Genomic DNA, 15,605 nt, shown 5'->3' on the forward strand with positions numbered 1-15,605 from the left:
CTTATCCCTGCTTATTCTTGTTGTAGACGTCGAAGATGACGGCGGCGAGCAGCACCAGGCCCTTGATGACCTGCTGGTAATCGATACCGATACCCATGATCGACATGCCGTTGTTCATGACACCCATGATGAGCGCACCCACCACGACACCGATGACCTTGCCCGAACCGCCGGACATGGAGGCGCCGCCGATGAAGACCGCCGCGATAACGTCCAGCTCGAAGCCGACGCCCGCCTTCGGCGTTGCCGAGTTGAGGCGCGCCGTCACGATCATACCGGCCAACGCGGCCAGAACGCCCATGTTGACGAAGGTAAAGAATACCAGCCGATCGGTCTTGATACCCGACAGCTTCGCCGCCTTCTCATTGCCGCCGACGGCATAGATACGCCGACCCGTGGTCGTCTGGTTCGCAAAGAAGTTGTAGGCGACGATCAGGATGGACATGACGATCAGCACGTTCGGCAGGCCGCGGAACGTTGCAAGCTTCCAGCCGACGAACAGCAGCGCAGCGGAAATGAAGGCGTGTTTCATCCAGAACATGGCGGGCGAACCCGTCTGCATGCCGAAAGCCGTATCGTGATTGCGGGCCCGCAGATTCTGCCAGATGATGGCGAGAATGGCGACGACGATCACGGCAATCGCAGTCATGTTGGGCCGACCGACGCCGAAGAGATCGGGCACGAAACCGGTGGAGAGCGCCTGGAATTCACGCGGGAACGGACCGATATTCTGGCCGGCGAGCAGCCACAGCGTCAGGCCGCGGAACACAAGCATCCCGGCAAGCGTCACGATGAAGGACGGAATACGCCAGAAGGCGATCCAGTAGCCCTGCGCTGCGCCGATCATCGCTCCGGCGACCAGCACGGCGGGCATCACGGCCCAGACGGGCCAGCCGGAATTGACGGTCAGCGTGGCGGCAATCGCGCCGGTGAAGGCGGCGACCGACCCGACGGACAGGTCGATATGGCCGGAGACGATGACCAGCAGCATGCCCAGCGCCATGATGATGACGTAGGAGTTCTGCAAGAAGAGGTTGGTGATGTTCTGAGCCGACAGGAAATCGACATCCTGAACAGCACGAACGACGACGAGGAAGAAGAAGACGATGGCGAGCAGCGCCAGCATCATTCCGTTTTCCCGCATATTGCCCCCAAGCTGGGTGCGAAGGGTTTCCTTGGCGCTTGTCACGCTGCTTTCTCCCCGTTTTCGTTACCGTCACGAATAATCAGGCTCATGATGCGTTCCTGGCTGGCTTCCTGGCGGGAAAGCTCACCGACGATCTTGCCCTCGTTCATGACGAAGATTCGGTCGCACATGCCGAGCAGTTCCGGCATTTCCGACGAGATCATCACGATGCCTCGCCCTTGCGCGGCGAGATCGTTCATGATGGCGTAGATTTCATATTTCGCACCGACGTCGATGCCGCGTGTCGGTTCGTCCAGGATCAGCACCTGCGGATCGGTGAACAGCCACTTGGACAGAACCACCTTCTGCTGGTTGCCGCCTGACAGGTTGACGACCCGCTGGTGGACACCGGGCGTGCGAATTTTCAGGGCCTTGCGATAATCCTCGGCAACCGAATGTTCCCGCCCCTTGCCAAGCACCCAGCCGGATGCGACGCCGGCAAGGTTGGCAAGCGTGACGTTGCGGGTGATGGGCTCGTCGAGAATGAGGCCCAGCACCTTGCGGTCCTCGGTCACATAGGCCAGTCCCGCATCGATGGCGCGGCTAACCGTCGAGAGATCGGCAGGTTTGCCCTCAATCGTCGCTTCACCGGACTGGAAACGGCCATAGGAGCGGCCGAACAGGCTCATGGCCAGTTCGGTGCGGCCCGAGCCCATGAGGCCGGCAATGCCGACGATCTCGCCGCGGCGCACGTTGAAGGAACAGTCCTTGATCATCTGGCGGGGCTGGTCGGCATGACCGACGTTCCAGCCTTTCACCTCCATCAGCATCTCGCCGATCTGAGGCTCCCGATGCGGATAACGGTTTTCCATGTCACGGCCCACCATGTCGCGAATGATGCGCTCTTCCGTGACCTCGTCGCGGTTGAGCGTCGAAACGGTGGAGCCGTCGCGAATCACGGTCACGCGGTCCGCGACACGGCGGATCTCGTTCAGCTTGTGGGAAATGATGATCGAGGTGACGCCCTGCGCCTTCAGTTCCAGCATCAGGTCGAGCAGTTTCTGGCTGTCGTTTTCCTGAAGCGCGGCCGTCGGTTCGTCGAGGATCAGAAGCTTCACATGCTTGGCCAGCGCCTTGGCGATTTCGACAAGCTGCTGCTTGCCGACGCCGAGCTTTTCGACCGGCGTGCCCGGCGCTTCCTTCAAACCGACCTTGGCCAGAAGTTCTTCCGTCTTCTGAAAGGCGAGCGGCCAGTTGATGATGCCACTCTTCGCCACTTCGTTGCCCAGAAAAATGTTTTCGGCAATCGAAAGAAGCGGCACGAGCGCCAGTTCCTGGTGAATGATGATGATACCCTCGGCCTCGCTGTCGCGAATGCCCTTGAAAGCCATGGTGCGGCCTTCATAGACAATATCGCCCTCATAGCTGCCATGGGGATAGACGCCGGAAAGAACCTTCATCAGCGTCGATTTGCCGGCACCGTTTTCGCCGCAAATTGCATGGATTTCGCCCTGCTCGATCCTGAGATCGACGCGGTTCAGGGCCCGGACACCGGGGAAGGATTTGCCGATGCCCCGCATTTCCAGAAGTGCCGTCATAAGCGCCTCCACATACTGAACGGAAGAAAGGGCGCGCGCAAACGCGCCCTTTCCCATGGGAAGCCGAGGCTTACTTGAGCTGGTCAGCCTTGTAATAGCCGGAGCCGACGAGAACCTTTTCGTAGTTGGTCTTGTCGACCGGAACCGGCTCGAGCAGGTAGGACGGAACCACCTTCTTGCCGTTGTCATAGGTCTTGGTGTCGTTGATGTCCGGCTGCGAACCCTTGAGCACCGCATCCACCATCTTCACGGTTACACCGGCCAGAGCACGGGTATCCTTGAAGATCGTCGAGTACTGTTCGCCGGCAATGATCGACTTGACGGACGGAATTTCAGCATCCTGACCGCTGACGATCGGCATCTTCAGGTCGCCCGAGCCGTAACCCACACCCTTGACCGACGACAGGATGCCGATGGACAGGCCGTCATACGGCGAGAGAACACCGTGAAGCTGCTTCTTCGAATACTGCGCCGAGAGGATGTTATCCATGCGCGACTGGGCCGTGGCCGGGTCCCAACGCAGCGTGCCGACCTTGTCCATGCCCATCTGGCCCGACGGGACGACGATTTCGCCCTTGTCGATCATCGGCTGGAGAACAGACATGGCGCCGTTGTAGAAGAAGAAGGCGTTGTTATCGTCTGGCGAACCGCCGAACAGTTCGACGTTCCACGGCTTGGCGTCCGGGAACCGCTCCTTGAGGCCCTTCACCAGCGAAGATGCCTGCTGCACGCCAACCTTGAAGTTATCGAAAGTGGCGTAGTAGCTGACAGCGTCGCTTTCGCGGATCAGGCGGTCATAGGCGATAACCTTGATGCCGGCAGCTTCGGCGTTTTCAAGCGCGTTGGTCAGCGTCGTGCCATCGATAGAGGCGATGACCAGAACCTTCACACCCTTGGTGATCATGTTCTCGATCTGGTTGAGCTGATTCGGAATGTCGTCTTCCGCATACTGAAGGTCGGTGTCGTAACCGGCTTCCTTCAGCTGCTTGACCATGTTGTTGCCGTCATCGATCCAGCGGGCCGACGACTTGGTCGGCATGGCGATACCGACGAGCCCCTTGCCTTCGGCCCAAGCCTGACCGACAAAAAGGCAAGCGAGCGCGGCAGTCGCCGCGAGAAACTTCAACTTCATACTATCCTCCCTGGGTGGTCGGGATCATCCTCCGACCCCGAAACCTCATCCGCTTTACGGATGGGTGAGGAATAGTGCCTCTCGACATGCCGATCAAATCGAATTAAATCATTCGCTCATATCAAAATTGGTATATTGAAAATGGCCTTTCCGCTCGCACCCCTTCCTTTTCTCAAACTGTCACATCTGCGCCTCGTGGCAGCGATTGCCCAGCACGGGCAAATCCAGATGGCGGCCCAGGCTTTGACGTTGACCCAGCCGGCCGCCTCGAGAACGTTGGCAGAGGTCGAAAAGCTGGTCGGCGGCGTTCTCTTTGAACGGCACCCCCGCGGCATGACACCAACGCCGCTGGGAATGATCTTCGTGCGGCGGGCGCACACGATGCTGATGGAAATGCAGGATCTGGCCCACGAGCTTCAACAGGAGCGCGCCGGGCTTTCAGGCCTGGTGCAGGCCGGCGCCGTGACCGGTCCCGCCGTCGGATGTCTCGTCCCCGCGATCCGCAAACTGAAGGCCGTGAGCCCGCATGTGGAACTGAGAATCGATGTCGGCCCGTCGATACAGCTCATGCGCGGGCTGGAAGAAGGCGATTACGACTTCATCATCGGCCGTCTCCTGCCGGAATCGGATGCCGAAGCTTTCCAGATCGTGCCGGGCAAGATCGAGCGGGTGCGCTGTCTGGTGCGGCGAGGCCACCCGCTGGCCGGATTGCACCATGTCCCGCTCTCTGCCCTCAAGGAGCATCCCTGGATCATTCAGGAGCGAGGCACGCCCATTCGCCAGGCCGTCGAGGCCGCCTTTATCGGCAAGGGCCTGACCGTCCCCGCCGATGTGGTGGCAACCTCATCGCTGGTTCTGATGATGGCGCTGATCACCGATTCCGACATGATTGCGCCGATGTCGCTCGAGGTCGCCCGCCTGATGGAAGCCACCAGTGATGGCGTTCTTGCCTCACTCGACCTGGACATACCGATCGAAGTCGCGCCGTACCACATCATCACCCGCCGCGACCGCCGCCTGTCCCCTGCGGCAAGCCGTCTTTATGCCCTGACGCTGGAAGAAATGACGCGACTTCGTGAATGAAATGCTGCAGCGCAAACGCGAATCCAGAACGCAGTTTCATTCTGCGACAGCGCCATACATGGAAATACGGCAATTTGTTAAGCCATCGACAAAATAAAAATTCGTAATATGCTGTAGCTCTTCATTCGCGAACATCCTGAATTCACAGGAAGGCGATCCATGAGCAACGTACTTGTTGTCGGCGGAGCCGGCTATATTGGAAGCCACACCTGCAAGGCATTACATAAGGCCGGGTACACGCCTGTTACCTACGACAATCTGGTGAATGGCTATGAAGACGCCGTACAGTGGGGTCCTCTCGAGAAGGGCGACCTCCTTGATGCCGGGCGTCTTGATGCCGTCATGGCGCGCTACAAGCCGGTATGTGTGATCCATTTCGCGGCCTTCGCATATGTCGGTGAATCGGTCCTGGACCCGGCGAAGTATTACGGCAACAACATCACCGGCTCACTTTCCCTTCTCGACGCAATGCGCCGCAACGGCATCGATTCGATCGTGTTTTCCTCAACATGCGCCACCTATGGCGAGGTGGATACGCTGCCAATCGTCGAAACCCTTCCGCAGAACCCGGTCAGCCCCTATGGCTTTTCCAAGCTGGTGGTGGAAAATGCCTTGCGCGATTACGGTCGCGCCTACGGACTGAAATGGGTCGCCATGCGCTACTTTAACGCCGCCGGCCTTGATCCCGAAGGTGACCTCGGCGGACGGCACGACCCTGAAACCCGCGTTATCCCGGTGGCGATTATGGCGGCCATGCGCCAAACCGGGTTCGAAGTCTTCGGCACGGATTTCGACACGCCGGATGGCACCGCCATTCGCGACTATATCCACGTCTGCGATCTGGCTGATGCCCATGTCCGCGCCATCCCCTATCTTCAGGGCGGAGGCGAAAGTACAGCGTTCAATCTCGCAACCGGGCGTGGGATCTCGGTCAGGGAAATACTGGCGGCCGTTGAAAAGGCGGTCGGAGCCCCGGTTCCGGCGAACTATGTGCCGCGTCGGGCCGGTGACGTGCCCATCCTCTATGCGACCGGGGAAAAGGCCCGCGAAGTGCTCGGCTGGGTACCGCAGTACACCGATATCGACTTCATCGTGAAGACGGCTGCCGACTGGCTTCGCCGTCATCACAATTGAACGCGAGGGCTATCATCCCTCCGCGTTGATCGCGCCGAGAACCTCGTCCGTCTCATAGATGGCGCAAAGGATGTGATAGAACGTCGAAGCCGGGGCTGGCTCGTCGATCATGTCGCCCTCGGCGGGCCACTTGTCGTACCAGAGGCCGGAGACGGGTGTTGCCAGAAACGGCGCAAGCGCGTCCAGCGCGCGATTGGCCGAAACCAGATAGGCCTGACGCGCCTCGCCTTCGCTGAGGCTCGCCAGCCTCACGGCGGCCTTGAGCCACTCCGTCTGCGGCCAGAGGCGCGCAAGGCCGTCGGCCCAGGTAAAATCGTCGTTGAGCGCCATGATCGCGACCTTGCGACGAGGGCAGATACCGTACTGTTCACCGATTTCAAAGAGACGCCTGGCCTTGGCGATGGCTTCGTCATGACCGCGCGCACCGCCCCAGCGGGCCAGCAACCAGGCCCATTCGAACTGGTGCCCCGGCTCCATGATCCGGCCCTTTGGTCCGGGAAGCGGCTTCCAGTCCATATCGAAGAACTCGCGAAGCCCGCCACTTTCGGAATCGATAAAGCGGGTCAGCGCCAGCGTCCCGATTTCATCGGCCAGATCCCTCCACAAGGGATCGCCGGCCGTCACCGCTTCCCAGGCGAGAGCCGCCTCGAAGAGATGCATGTGCGGGTTGGAGCAGAGCGGCACGCGTGGCGGCTTTGCCTCGTGGAAACCGCGCTCGGCATGCGCATAGTCCCTCTTCAGAAGCGACAGCAACTCTTCGGCCCTCGCCCGCGCTGCCTCAGCCTGTTGCGGCAGTGCCTCTGAACGCGCCGCGCCGGCAAAGATCGCAAAGGCCTGATTGTAAAGATCGAAGGAGGGGTCAACCAGCCTGCCATTGCTGTCGGCGAGATTGCCGTAGAGCCCGCTCTCCAGCAGATAAACCTCATCGAACCACGAAAGGCCGTGGGCCACCGCCTCCTGCCACGGAACACCATTCCAACCGGTCTTGCCCGCGGCGGCGAAACAATAGGCCTGCCTCGGCTGCACGCGCGAACGTCGGTTATCGTCCACACAGGGGGCGCCATCCTGCCCGATCCGTTCGTAGAATCCGCCGCCTGCCTTGTCTGCGCCAACGTTCCACCACAAAGGAAGAGCGGCATCTTCAAGCCATGTCTTCAATCGTGCCGTTCGTTGGCTCAATGCCTCGCGGGCAACGGGGATCGTCATGTTCATTCCGGCTCCAGAATTCAGATTTGCGTCGACCCTAGCAAGAATAGCGCAGTCATTCAAACCAACGTTAAAACATGCTTTCCACTATCTGTGTGTCACGCATGTGTATTGCGGGAGAGACAATCCTCTCAGTTCGGCACACGGACCAACTCGACGCGCCGGTTCTTCGAGCGTCCCGCTTCCGTCTCGTTCGAGGCGATAGGCGCCGCCATCCCGGCACCGAAGGGCCGGAGGCGTGCTGCGGGAATGCCATAGGTCTTCACCAGCGCATCCACCACGGCTTCCGCTCTTCGCTGCGACAGTTCAAGATTGTAGTCGAAACCGCCCTTGGCGTCCGTGTGACTTGTGACAACGAGATTGAACGAGGGATTGGATGTCATGAACTTGGCAATCTCGTCCAGTGTCGGCTTCGATGTATCGCTGATCGTAGCCTTGTCGAAATCGAAGAGAATCCCGTAAAGCACAACACGTCCACCGTCACCGATGTCGCTTGCCATTTTCGCGGCGTCAACAAACTCGATTCTGCCGGTATCGATTGCCGCGGTCTCCACGACATCGATGAGAATCTCGGCGTGCCCTTCGAAATCGGTGGCGTAGATACTGGCATACACGTCGCCCTCTGTCCGCTTGAGCACGAAGGACGCATAGGTTTGCCGGTCCGGAACCTGGTGCAGCGGCACCTTTCCGAGCGCGCTTTCATCGGTCAGCGCCACATAAAGCGTGGCGCCGCCCATATCGGCGCAGACCGCTCCCTGACAGGTGTAAATTTCGGAAAATCCCTTGGCCGCGAGCGATGCCTCGAATGTTTTCATCACATCGAGCGCCGAACTGTCAGCCGGCCCGTCATAACCGATTCGCCAGGCGCGCCCGGCGGCGCCAACGCTGTTTTCGCCGTTCATGTAGCGGCCGGTCGCTCGCTTGGCCTGCGGCGTGATCGGTCCATTGAGGAAACGCACTTCCTCGAATGCCCTTTCGGCATACCCGGTAATCGAGGAGCCATCATAGCGCCCGACGAGGGGATGATCCGCCGTGCCGGGAAGATCCTTGGCCTGTGAAGAGCCGCCGAGGATCGACAAGACAAGCAAGGTGGCAACTAGCGTACGAAGGGTCAGGATCATGGTTTCCTCCGGTTCCCGGGATAGCTGCAATCCTAGCGAAGCTGGCCGGCGCCCGCCATAACCGTTTTTGATAGCAAGCACTGCTTTGTGTCGTTCCCTTTCTGCCAAAATGCTCTTAGTCTTGCCGGGAAGGGGTCCGGCAAGATGCAGCTTTTTACCAGAAAATTCTCCCGCCGCAGTTTTGGGCTGAGCGCAGCCGCAATGGCCCTTGCCGTGGCCGCAAAGGCGACCGCAAGCGAAGCATCGGTCCGCCTGACGATTGTCGGCCGCAACGGCACCAGAACACGATTGACGGATGCTGACCTCGACCGTCTGGAACAGGTGAACCTCGACACGACGACGTTCTGGACCAACGGCGTGCAGCATTTCGAAGGCGTCCTGTTGCGCGATGTCCTGGCATTGGCGGGGATAGATCCGTCCGGGGAGACCGGAAACATCGAGGCGGAAGCCTACAACGAATACACCGTTGCCCTTCCCATTTCCGATGCGATGACCTGGGATGTGATTCTGGCACGGCGCATGAACGGCAAGGTCCTGACATTGCGCGACAAGGGACCACTGTGGATCATCTATCCCCGCGACCAGGACTCCGCGCTTCTCGACAAGAGCTACAATCACAGGTGGGTCTGGCAATTGCGGCAGTTCAAGCTCTTATGAAGCCCTCTCCGCTTTACAGCCTGACAGCCCTGACTATTGCCGGCTTCGTGCTGCTGTTCATCTATGCGTTCCATCAACTGGTGCAGATCCAGCAGGCCGTTCATACGGGCACTGGCAAGAACATGTTGTGGACCATTTCACAGGCCGAGCGCGAGGCCAGGAAGCTGGACAATGCACTTCTGGATGCAGGAGGCCGGCCCGACGGCCTCACCGAGGTGTCCCATCGGCTCGATATTCTCGTCAGTCGTATCGCCATGTTCAACGAGGGGCCGCAACACGATTATTTCCTGCGAATCGGGCTCGGTCCGAAGCTGGAACAAAGCACCCGCTCCATGCGTGACATAACTGCCATTCTGGACCCGGGAATCGTTGCAGGACGGATAGAGGCCGATCGGGTACGCGCCGTCCTCGTGCCCATGATGGACGATTTGGGGCGTCTCGCCAATCGCGCGACGCTTGCGGAACTCGACGATGCCAGCCAGAACCGCCAGAACCAGAGCAAGGCGTTGACGCTGGCCATCGCTGCCGTCGTTGGGCTGATGCTGACCGGTGCGTTCCTGATCTGGCGGCTGCTGGCCAGCACCCGTGCCGCCGTGCAGAGCGGTCACGCACTCGCCGAACACAAGGCCCGGCTGGAGGCAATGGTGCAGGAGCGAACAGCCGCTCTTTCGACAGCGCTCGAAAAGGAAAAGACCACCAGCGAAATCTACCGCAGTTTCATCACCACCGTCTCGCACCAGTTCCGCACGCCGCTTTCGATCATCGATATGGTCGCCCAAAGCTTTATCCGCAGACCGGCGGCATTTCCGCCCGAAATCGTGGCGGAAAAGGCGCTTCGCATCCGCAACGCCTGTATAAGGCTCATGCGGATGCTGGAGAGTACGACGAATGCGGCGAGGCTGGATGGTGGCGCGGTTCCCGTGGAAATGGTCAACGATGACCTGGCCCACATCGCCGAAAATGCCTGCACCTACCAGCGCGAGCTTTCACCCGAACGCCGTATCCTGCTGGAAGCCGAAAGCCGTGATTTTTCCTGCCGGGCGGATTCGGCGCTGATCGAACAGGTGCTTCTCAACCTCCTGTCCAATGCCACCAAATATTCACCTGCCAACGAACCGATCGTCGTCAGCATCACGGGCGATGCGGATCATGTTCGTTGCGCGGTGTCGGACAGGGGCATCGGCATTCCCGCCGCCGATCGCGAAAAAATATTCACCCGCTTCTTCCGGGCCGGCAATGCCGTCTATATTCCGGGTACCGGTCTCGGCCTGAATCTGTCGCGGGCCATCGTCGCCCTGCATGGTGGCACCCTCGATTTCGCTCCTGCGGCCGATGTCGGGACGGTCTTCACAATGACACTGCCGCGCCGAAAGGAGGCATGACCATGCCGCATCGCGTCATCATTCTCTGTATCGAGGACGAGTGCGACCTGCGCACCGAACTGGCGGAGGAGCTGGGCGCGTCCGGCTACAATGTTCTAACGGCAAGCGATGGCCCATCGGCACTTGGCATTCTTTCCCAGCAGACGCCTGATCTCATCTTTTGCGACGTCATGATGCCGGGCCTCAACGGGATCGACCTGATTTCCGAGATCCGGCGTTTCCGTCCGGCCCTTGCCGCCGTGCCGATCGTGCTCCTGACGGCGCTGGCAGACCGGCGCGACGAACTGGCAGGCCGGCAAGCCGGCGCCGACGATTATCTGGTGAAGCCAATTGACTATGACCTTCTGCATGCCGTGATCCGCAACAAGGTGGCTTTGGTCGAGCGCATCCGCACCGCCGCCATCGCGCCGCCCGGCCCGGATGGCCTTATCCACCTTTCCCGGCGGGAAACGGAAGTGCTGCGGGAACTGGGGCTTGGCAACCGCACCCGCGAGATCGCGGCCAAGTTCAGCCTGTCCGAACACACCGTCAGCGACTATGTGAAGGCCATCTATTCCAAGCTCGGTATTTCCTCGCGCGCCGAGGCAGTGCGCGAAGCGCTGCGCCGCCAGCTTATCGCACTCGACAGGGACGGCGAGCCCGGCTGAAATGCGTCAGCGCCGCGGGATCAACCGTTTCCAGTCGGCAATGAAGTGCGACCGCTGAATGGCGTCCTGCGCTGCCAGAAGCGCAGGGCCGATGCGAATAGGCCTTCCGATGCCCGATTCCATCAGTGATTCCGGCCCATCCACCCCTTCCGGCAAGGGTTCGCCCTCATCGAAGAAGAAAGCCCGCTCCCTCGCCACGCGCCGACCTCGCGGCGAAAGCAGGTAGTTGAGGAACTCCTTGCCGATCTGCGGACGCGGTGCATTGTTGGGGATCATCGCCCCGCGCGACAGGACCAGCGCGTAATCCTGCGGCACGACGATGGCAAGCGCAGGGTTTGCCCGCGCCGCCGCATAGGCATAGGACCCCAGCACATTATAGGCGATGCGGACATTTCCCGCCGCGGTTTCGCCGAGAACCTCGCTGTTGCAGCAGCGTGTGACCGTATCCGACCGGCTCAGGCTCTCGATCAGCCGTCCATAGGTCGTGGGCGCCTGGCGTGAATCGTGGAAGGCCAGCAGATAGCCGACCCCGGACGCCTCGATGTCATAGGTCCCGATCCGGCCGCGATAGGCATCCGGCTTGCGGCGCAGCAGATCGGCCAGCGCCTCATGGCTGCGCGGCACATCCTCCGGCGGCACTGACCGGCGATCATAAACGAAGACGACCGGCTCGAAGGTAAAGCCGAAGATCTCGTTGCGCCAGTTTGCCCAGCTCGGCACCGTCAATGTTTCGGTCGAGCGATGCGGCTGGGCGCAACCGTCATTGGCGAGACGAACAAGCTGGTCCACCGACGAGGACAGCAGAATGTCTCCGCTTTCCACCGCACCGGTGCAGGCTTCCTGCGCCTGGCGGAACAGGTCATTGGTAACGTACTCGACGAATTCGATGGTGACGCCCGGAGCCATCTGCTGGAAGTCCTCGATCAGCGGGCGCATCGCGTCGAGATCGGTCGCGGCATGGATGACGAGCCGGCCCGCCTCCGGCCCCGGCGCCGGGAAGATTTCCCGCGCGCCCTCCAGCGCACCGGCTGGGCCTAAGGTTGTGAACCACAAGGCAAGCGTCGCGAGGGAAGCGGACAACCTCATGACGCATCCCCCTTCTCAATCGGCGCGCTTGAGAGCGGCAATGCAATCTGGATCGCAAAGGGTGCCGTCTCGGATTTCGTGCGAAACCGCAGCCCCCCCTTCAGCGCTCCTGCCACCTCGGCCGCTATGGCAAAGCCCAGCCCGCTGGCTGCCCCATCGCTCTGGCTGGAATGAAACCGTTTGAGCACGTTGCTCCATTCCGCCTCGGGAATCCCCGCCCCGTCATCACTCACTTCCACGACACCGAAATCGCCATCACGCCAGACTTTGACGTCCAGCCGGGCGCTTGCACCATGGCGCAGGGCGTTATCGATGATGTTGACGATGGCCTCGCGCAGGCTGAGTTCGTCGCCCGTGACATAAAGCGCTTCCTCCGACGCCTCGAAGGAGACAACGAGATCGGGATCGACGGTGATCGGAATGGCGGCCCGAAATGCCTTGCGGGCCACATCGTTCAGCGCGACCGGCGTCAGGTGTACGGAATCGAAGCGGTGAATGACCATCGCGTGGTTCAGAAGCTGGTTGGTGAACCGCGCAAGTTCGGCAGCGCGGCGACGCACCCGCTCCAGATGGCGGCGACCTTCAGGCGGCAGTTGATCCTCATCGATCAGGCTCACCTGTGCATTGAGCGCCGTCAGCGGCGTCCGGATCTGGTGGGCGCTGTCTGCGATATAGCGCTGCATGAGTTGCATACGCTCCGAAAGCCGCGTGATGAAATGATTGATCGAGCTGACGAAAGGCGAAAGCTCGGCGGGGACTGACACATCGAGCGGTGTCAGGTCCTGCGGTTCGCGACGCGACAGAGCCTCACCCAGCCGCGCCACCGGCGCCAGCGAATAGCGCACGGCGAGCGCAGCGCCGCCCAGCGCCAGAAGGCTCATGACCGCCACGAGAACAGTCGCACGCACCGTGAGTTCCGATGCCAGCGCCCGGCGCGATTCCACCGTTTGCGCCACGATGACATTCGCCCAGCCGACACCCTGAGGCAGGCTCAGCGCACGGGCGATGGTAACCGTACGGATATCCTCGCCCTTATATGAACCGTCGGCGAAACGCGGTTGCTTGCGGCTGGCATCGATATCCGCGCCAGTGTCGAGGTCGGTGTAGCCGGTCAGCGTCTTTCCACCGGGCGCGATGACCCGGTAAAAAATGCGATCGCTTTCGGCGAGACCCAGAAGCTCGAAGGCCGAGGCGGGAAGCTCGAACTGCAATTCACCATCGCGCACTGTCAGGCTTTCCGTCATCTGGAAGGCCGAACCGAGCAAAAGCCTGTCATAGGCCTCGTCGGCGGCGGCGCGGGCATAAAACCACGCCGCGGTGATGAGGCCGGCGGCGCTGATGGCCAGAACGATGGACATGCGCCACATGAGGCGCGAGAAAAGCGACCCCTTACCCGACATCGGCCACCAACTGATAACCGATGCCGCGCAGCGTCACGATACGGGCGCTCGCCCCTTCAAGTTTCTTGCGCAACCGCCCGACATAGAGTTCAACGGCATTCGGCCCGCCAGCCTCATCGAAGCCGAACAGGCGTTCCAGCAATTCTTCCTTGGTGAAAACCCTGCCGGGGCGTGACGCCAGAATTTCCAGAAGCGCCATCTCGCGTCGCTTCAACTGCACTTCGCGGCGCCCGACGCGTACGCTGCGATTCGTCATGTCGAGCGTCACGTCCCCGCAAACGATGACATTGGTCGCCTCACCGCCGGCGCGGCGGCGCATCAGAACGCGGGCACGCGCCTCCAGCTCACGAAAGTCGAAAGGCTTGACCAGATAGTCGTCGGCCCCGAGATCGAGCGCGCTCACCCGGTCATCGATTTCCGAGCGGGCGGTCAACACCAGAACCGGCACACCATTGCCGCGCTGGCGGATGGCCTTGAGCAGCGTAAAACCGTCAAGGCCCGGCAGCATGACATCGAGGATCACGAGATCGTAGTCTGTGAACGACAGGATGTCGCCCGCAACGGCGCCGTCAGTCTCCCAGTCCACGGTATGCCCCGCCTGCTGAAAGCGCCGACAGATCGCCTCGCCAACGTCATGTGTGTCCTCGGCCAGAAAAATCCTCATGCGCGTTCATCGCACGCCGCCCATGGCCCGATCAAGGTGGCTTGTGCGCAGCGACCTCAGCCCGCCGCGACCGGGACGAAATCGAGCCCGCCATCGATCGTGGCCGGACGGCCTTTCAGGAAGAGTTCGCTGATACGCGGGGCCGTGCGGCTGATGACCCTGCCGGCCTTGAGAACATAGAGCCGCGCCGGCTTCAATCGCAGCGCCTCCTGCACATCGGCGGCCTGCAACACGACGAGATCGGCCTTGCAGCCGGTAGCGAGGCCATAACCCTCGATGCCCATGGTGCGCGCGGAATTGACGGTCACTGCATCGAAAAGCTGCTTCTTTTCCTCAATGCCGCCCATCTGCGACACATGCAGCGCCATATGCGCCACTTCCAGCATGTCACCAGAGCCCATGGAATACCACGGGTCCATCACGCAATCATGACCAAAGGACACGTTGAGGCCCGCCGCCATCAGTTCCCGCACCCGCGTCATGCCACGGCGCTTCGGGTAGGTATCGTGCCGGCCTTGCAGCATGATGTTGATGAGCGGGTTGGGGATGACGTTGATTTCGGCCTCCGCCATCAGCGGAATGAGCTTCGAGACATAATAGTTATCCATCGAATGCATGGAGGTGAGATGCGAACCGGCGACGCGGCCCTGAAGACCGAAACGGACCGTTTCCGCCGCCAGTGTTTCGATGTGGCGCGACAGGGGATCGTCAGTTTCGTCGCAGTGCATGTCGACCGCAAGTCCCCGGTCAGCGGCGATGCGGCAGAGCGCTTCCACCGATTTGCGGCCTTCATCCATGGTGCGTTCGAAATGCGGAATGCCGCCGACGATCTCGACGCCCATATCCAGCGCTCTGGCGAGCGAGGCCACCCCTTCCGGCGCACGGTAATAGCCATCCTGCGGGAAGGCGACGAGTTGCAGGTCGATATAGGGTTTCACGATCTCGCGCACTTCCAGCAGCGCTTCGGCCGTCACGAGACGCGGATCGGAGGTATCGACGTGGCTACGAATGTAAAGCAGTCCCTGACTGACGGCGAGATCGCAATAACGCACCGCCCGTTCGATCAATGCCTCCTTCGTCAGCGTCGGGCGCAGTTCACCCCACAGCGAAATGCCTTCCAGCAGCGTGCCGGAGACGTTCATGCGCGGCAGGCCAAGCGAGAGCGTAGCATCCATGTGGAAATGCGGATCGCAGAAGGCGGGGCTGACAAGGCGGCCGCTGGCGTCGATTTCCTCGACAGCCACAGCCTCGATGCGCTTTTCGATGGCCGCGATCCGCCCGGCGGTCACGCCGATATCGAAGCCCTTGCGGCCATCGGAGAGATTGGCATTACGGATGATGAGATCGAACATGGAAGCCTCGCGAAATA

General features: G+C 61.0%; 14 protein-coding genes. 5 read left to right on the forward strand and 9 right to left on the reverse strand.

All coding sequences use genetic code 11. From position 1 onward, the window contains the following. Position 1 precedes the first annotated feature (1 nt). From mmsB to chvE, 3 genes are all read right to left on the reverse strand, one after another. Positions 2–1,144: a multiple monosaccharide ABC transporter permease gene (mmsB, locus tag GGQ66_RS11260; protein ID WP_183792754.1), complete on the reverse strand. Its 1,143-nt coding sequence runs from the start codon at positions 1,142–1,144 to the stop codon at positions 2–4. A 41-nt stretch (positions 1,145–1,185) separates the two neighbouring features. Then, positions 1,186–2,724: a multiple monosaccharide ABC transporter ATP-binding protein gene (gene mmsA, locus GGQ66_RS11265; RefSeq protein WP_183792512.1), complete on the reverse strand. Its 1,539-nt coding sequence runs from the start codon at positions 2,722–2,724 to the stop codon at positions 1,186–1,188. A 70-nt stretch (positions 2,725–2,794) separates the two neighbouring features. Then, positions 2,795–3,856 carry a multiple monosaccharide ABC transporter substrate-binding protein gene (gene chvE, locus GGQ66_RS11270; protein ID WP_183792514.1) on the reverse strand — a complete coding sequence of 354 codons (1,062 nt, stop codon included), beginning with the start codon at positions 3,854–3,856 and terminating at the stop codon, positions 2,795–2,797. Between the two features lie 141 nt (positions 3,857–3,997). On the opposite strand from chvE, the gene GGQ66_RS11275 reads away from it, so the two are divergent. Beyond that, the gene (locus tag GGQ66_RS11275) at positions 3,998–4,939 is read left to right on the forward strand and encodes a LysR family transcriptional regulator (protein ID WP_183792516.1); all 942 of its coding nucleotides are present in this window, start codon (positions 3,998–4,000) and stop codon (positions 4,937–4,939) included. A 159-nt stretch (positions 4,940–5,098) separates the two neighbouring features. Further along, positions 5,099–6,073: a UDP-glucose 4-epimerase GalE gene (gene galE, locus GGQ66_RS11280; RefSeq protein ID WP_183792518.1), complete on the forward strand. Its 975-nt coding sequence runs from the start codon at positions 5,099–5,101 to the stop codon at positions 6,071–6,073. Positions 6,074–6,085: 12 nt separating this feature from the next. Here galE and GGQ66_RS11285 read toward each other — a convergent pair whose 3' ends face one another. Both GGQ66_RS11285 and GGQ66_RS11290 read right to left on the reverse strand, forming a co-directional pair. Next, on the reverse strand, positions 6,086–7,285 hold the full coding sequence (locus GGQ66_RS11285; RefSeq protein ID WP_272872533.1) for an AGE family epimerase/isomerase: 1,200 nt from the start codon (positions 7,283–7,285) through the stop codon (positions 6,086–6,088). A 125-nt stretch (positions 7,286–7,410) separates the two neighbouring features. Beyond that, entirely contained in the window at positions 7,411–8,400 is a 990-nt protein-coding gene (locus GGQ66_RS11290; RefSeq protein ID WP_183792520.1) for an OmpA family protein, read from the reverse strand. 144 nt (positions 8,401–8,544) lie between these two features. On the opposite strand from GGQ66_RS11290, the gene GGQ66_RS11295 reads away from it, so the two are divergent. From GGQ66_RS11295 to GGQ66_RS11305, 3 genes are read left to right on the forward strand one after another with little or no spacing between them, the layout of a single operon-like run. Continuing rightward, positions 8,545–9,057 carry a putative pterin-binding protein gene (locus tag GGQ66_RS11295; protein ID WP_183792522.1) on the forward strand — a complete coding sequence of 171 codons (513 nt, stop codon included), beginning with the start codon at positions 8,545–8,547 and terminating at the stop codon, positions 9,055–9,057. Further along, the gene (locus GGQ66_RS11300; protein WP_183792524.1) at positions 9,054–10,439 is read left to right on the forward strand and encodes a sensor histidine kinase; all 1,386 of its coding nucleotides are present in this window, start codon (positions 9,054–9,056) and stop codon (positions 10,437–10,439) included. The genes GGQ66_RS11295 and GGQ66_RS11300 overlap by 4 nt, the downstream gene beginning before the upstream one ends. Continuing rightward, positions 10,436–11,086 (forward strand): response regulator transcription factor, encoded by a 651-nt coding sequence (locus GGQ66_RS11305; RefSeq protein ID WP_183792526.1) that lies wholly within the window; start codon positions 10,436–10,438, stop codon positions 11,084–11,086. The genes GGQ66_RS11300 and GGQ66_RS11305 overlap by 4 nt, the downstream gene beginning before the upstream one ends. 6 nt (positions 11,087–11,092) lie before the next feature. On the opposite strand, the gene GGQ66_RS11310 is transcribed toward GGQ66_RS11305, so the two are convergent. From GGQ66_RS11310 to GGQ66_RS11325, 4 genes are read right to left on the reverse strand one after another with little or no spacing between them, the layout of a single operon-like run. After that, positions 11,093–12,172 (reverse strand): ABC transporter substrate-binding protein, encoded by a 1,080-nt coding sequence (locus GGQ66_RS11310; protein WP_183792528.1) that lies wholly within the window; start codon positions 12,170–12,172, stop codon positions 11,093–11,095. Further along, a complete protein-coding gene (locus GGQ66_RS11315) occupies positions 12,169–13,572 on the reverse strand; it encodes a sensor histidine kinase (protein ID WP_183792530.1) in 1,404 nt (467 codons plus the stop codon). The genes GGQ66_RS11310 and GGQ66_RS11315 overlap by 4 nt, the downstream gene beginning before the upstream one ends. Then, the gene (locus GGQ66_RS11320) at positions 13,562–14,236 is read right to left on the reverse strand and encodes a response regulator transcription factor (protein ID WP_183792532.1); all 675 of its coding nucleotides are present in this window, start codon (positions 14,234–14,236) and stop codon (positions 13,562–13,564) included. Before GGQ66_RS11320 ends, GGQ66_RS11315 begins: the two co-directional genes overlap by 11 nt. Before the next feature lie 56 nt (positions 14,237–14,292). Then, positions 14,293–15,588 carry an amidohydrolase family protein gene (locus tag GGQ66_RS11325; RefSeq protein WP_183792534.1) on the reverse strand — a complete coding sequence of 432 codons (1,296 nt, stop codon included), beginning with the start codon at positions 15,586–15,588 and terminating at the stop codon, positions 14,293–14,295. Between the last annotated feature and the right edge of the window lie 17 nt (positions 15,589–15,605).

This window comes from Allorhizobium borbori, from assembly GCF_014196535.1.
Taxonomy (GTDB): domain Bacteria; phylum Pseudomonadota; class Alphaproteobacteria; order Rhizobiales; family Rhizobiaceae; genus Ectorhizobium; species Ectorhizobium borbori.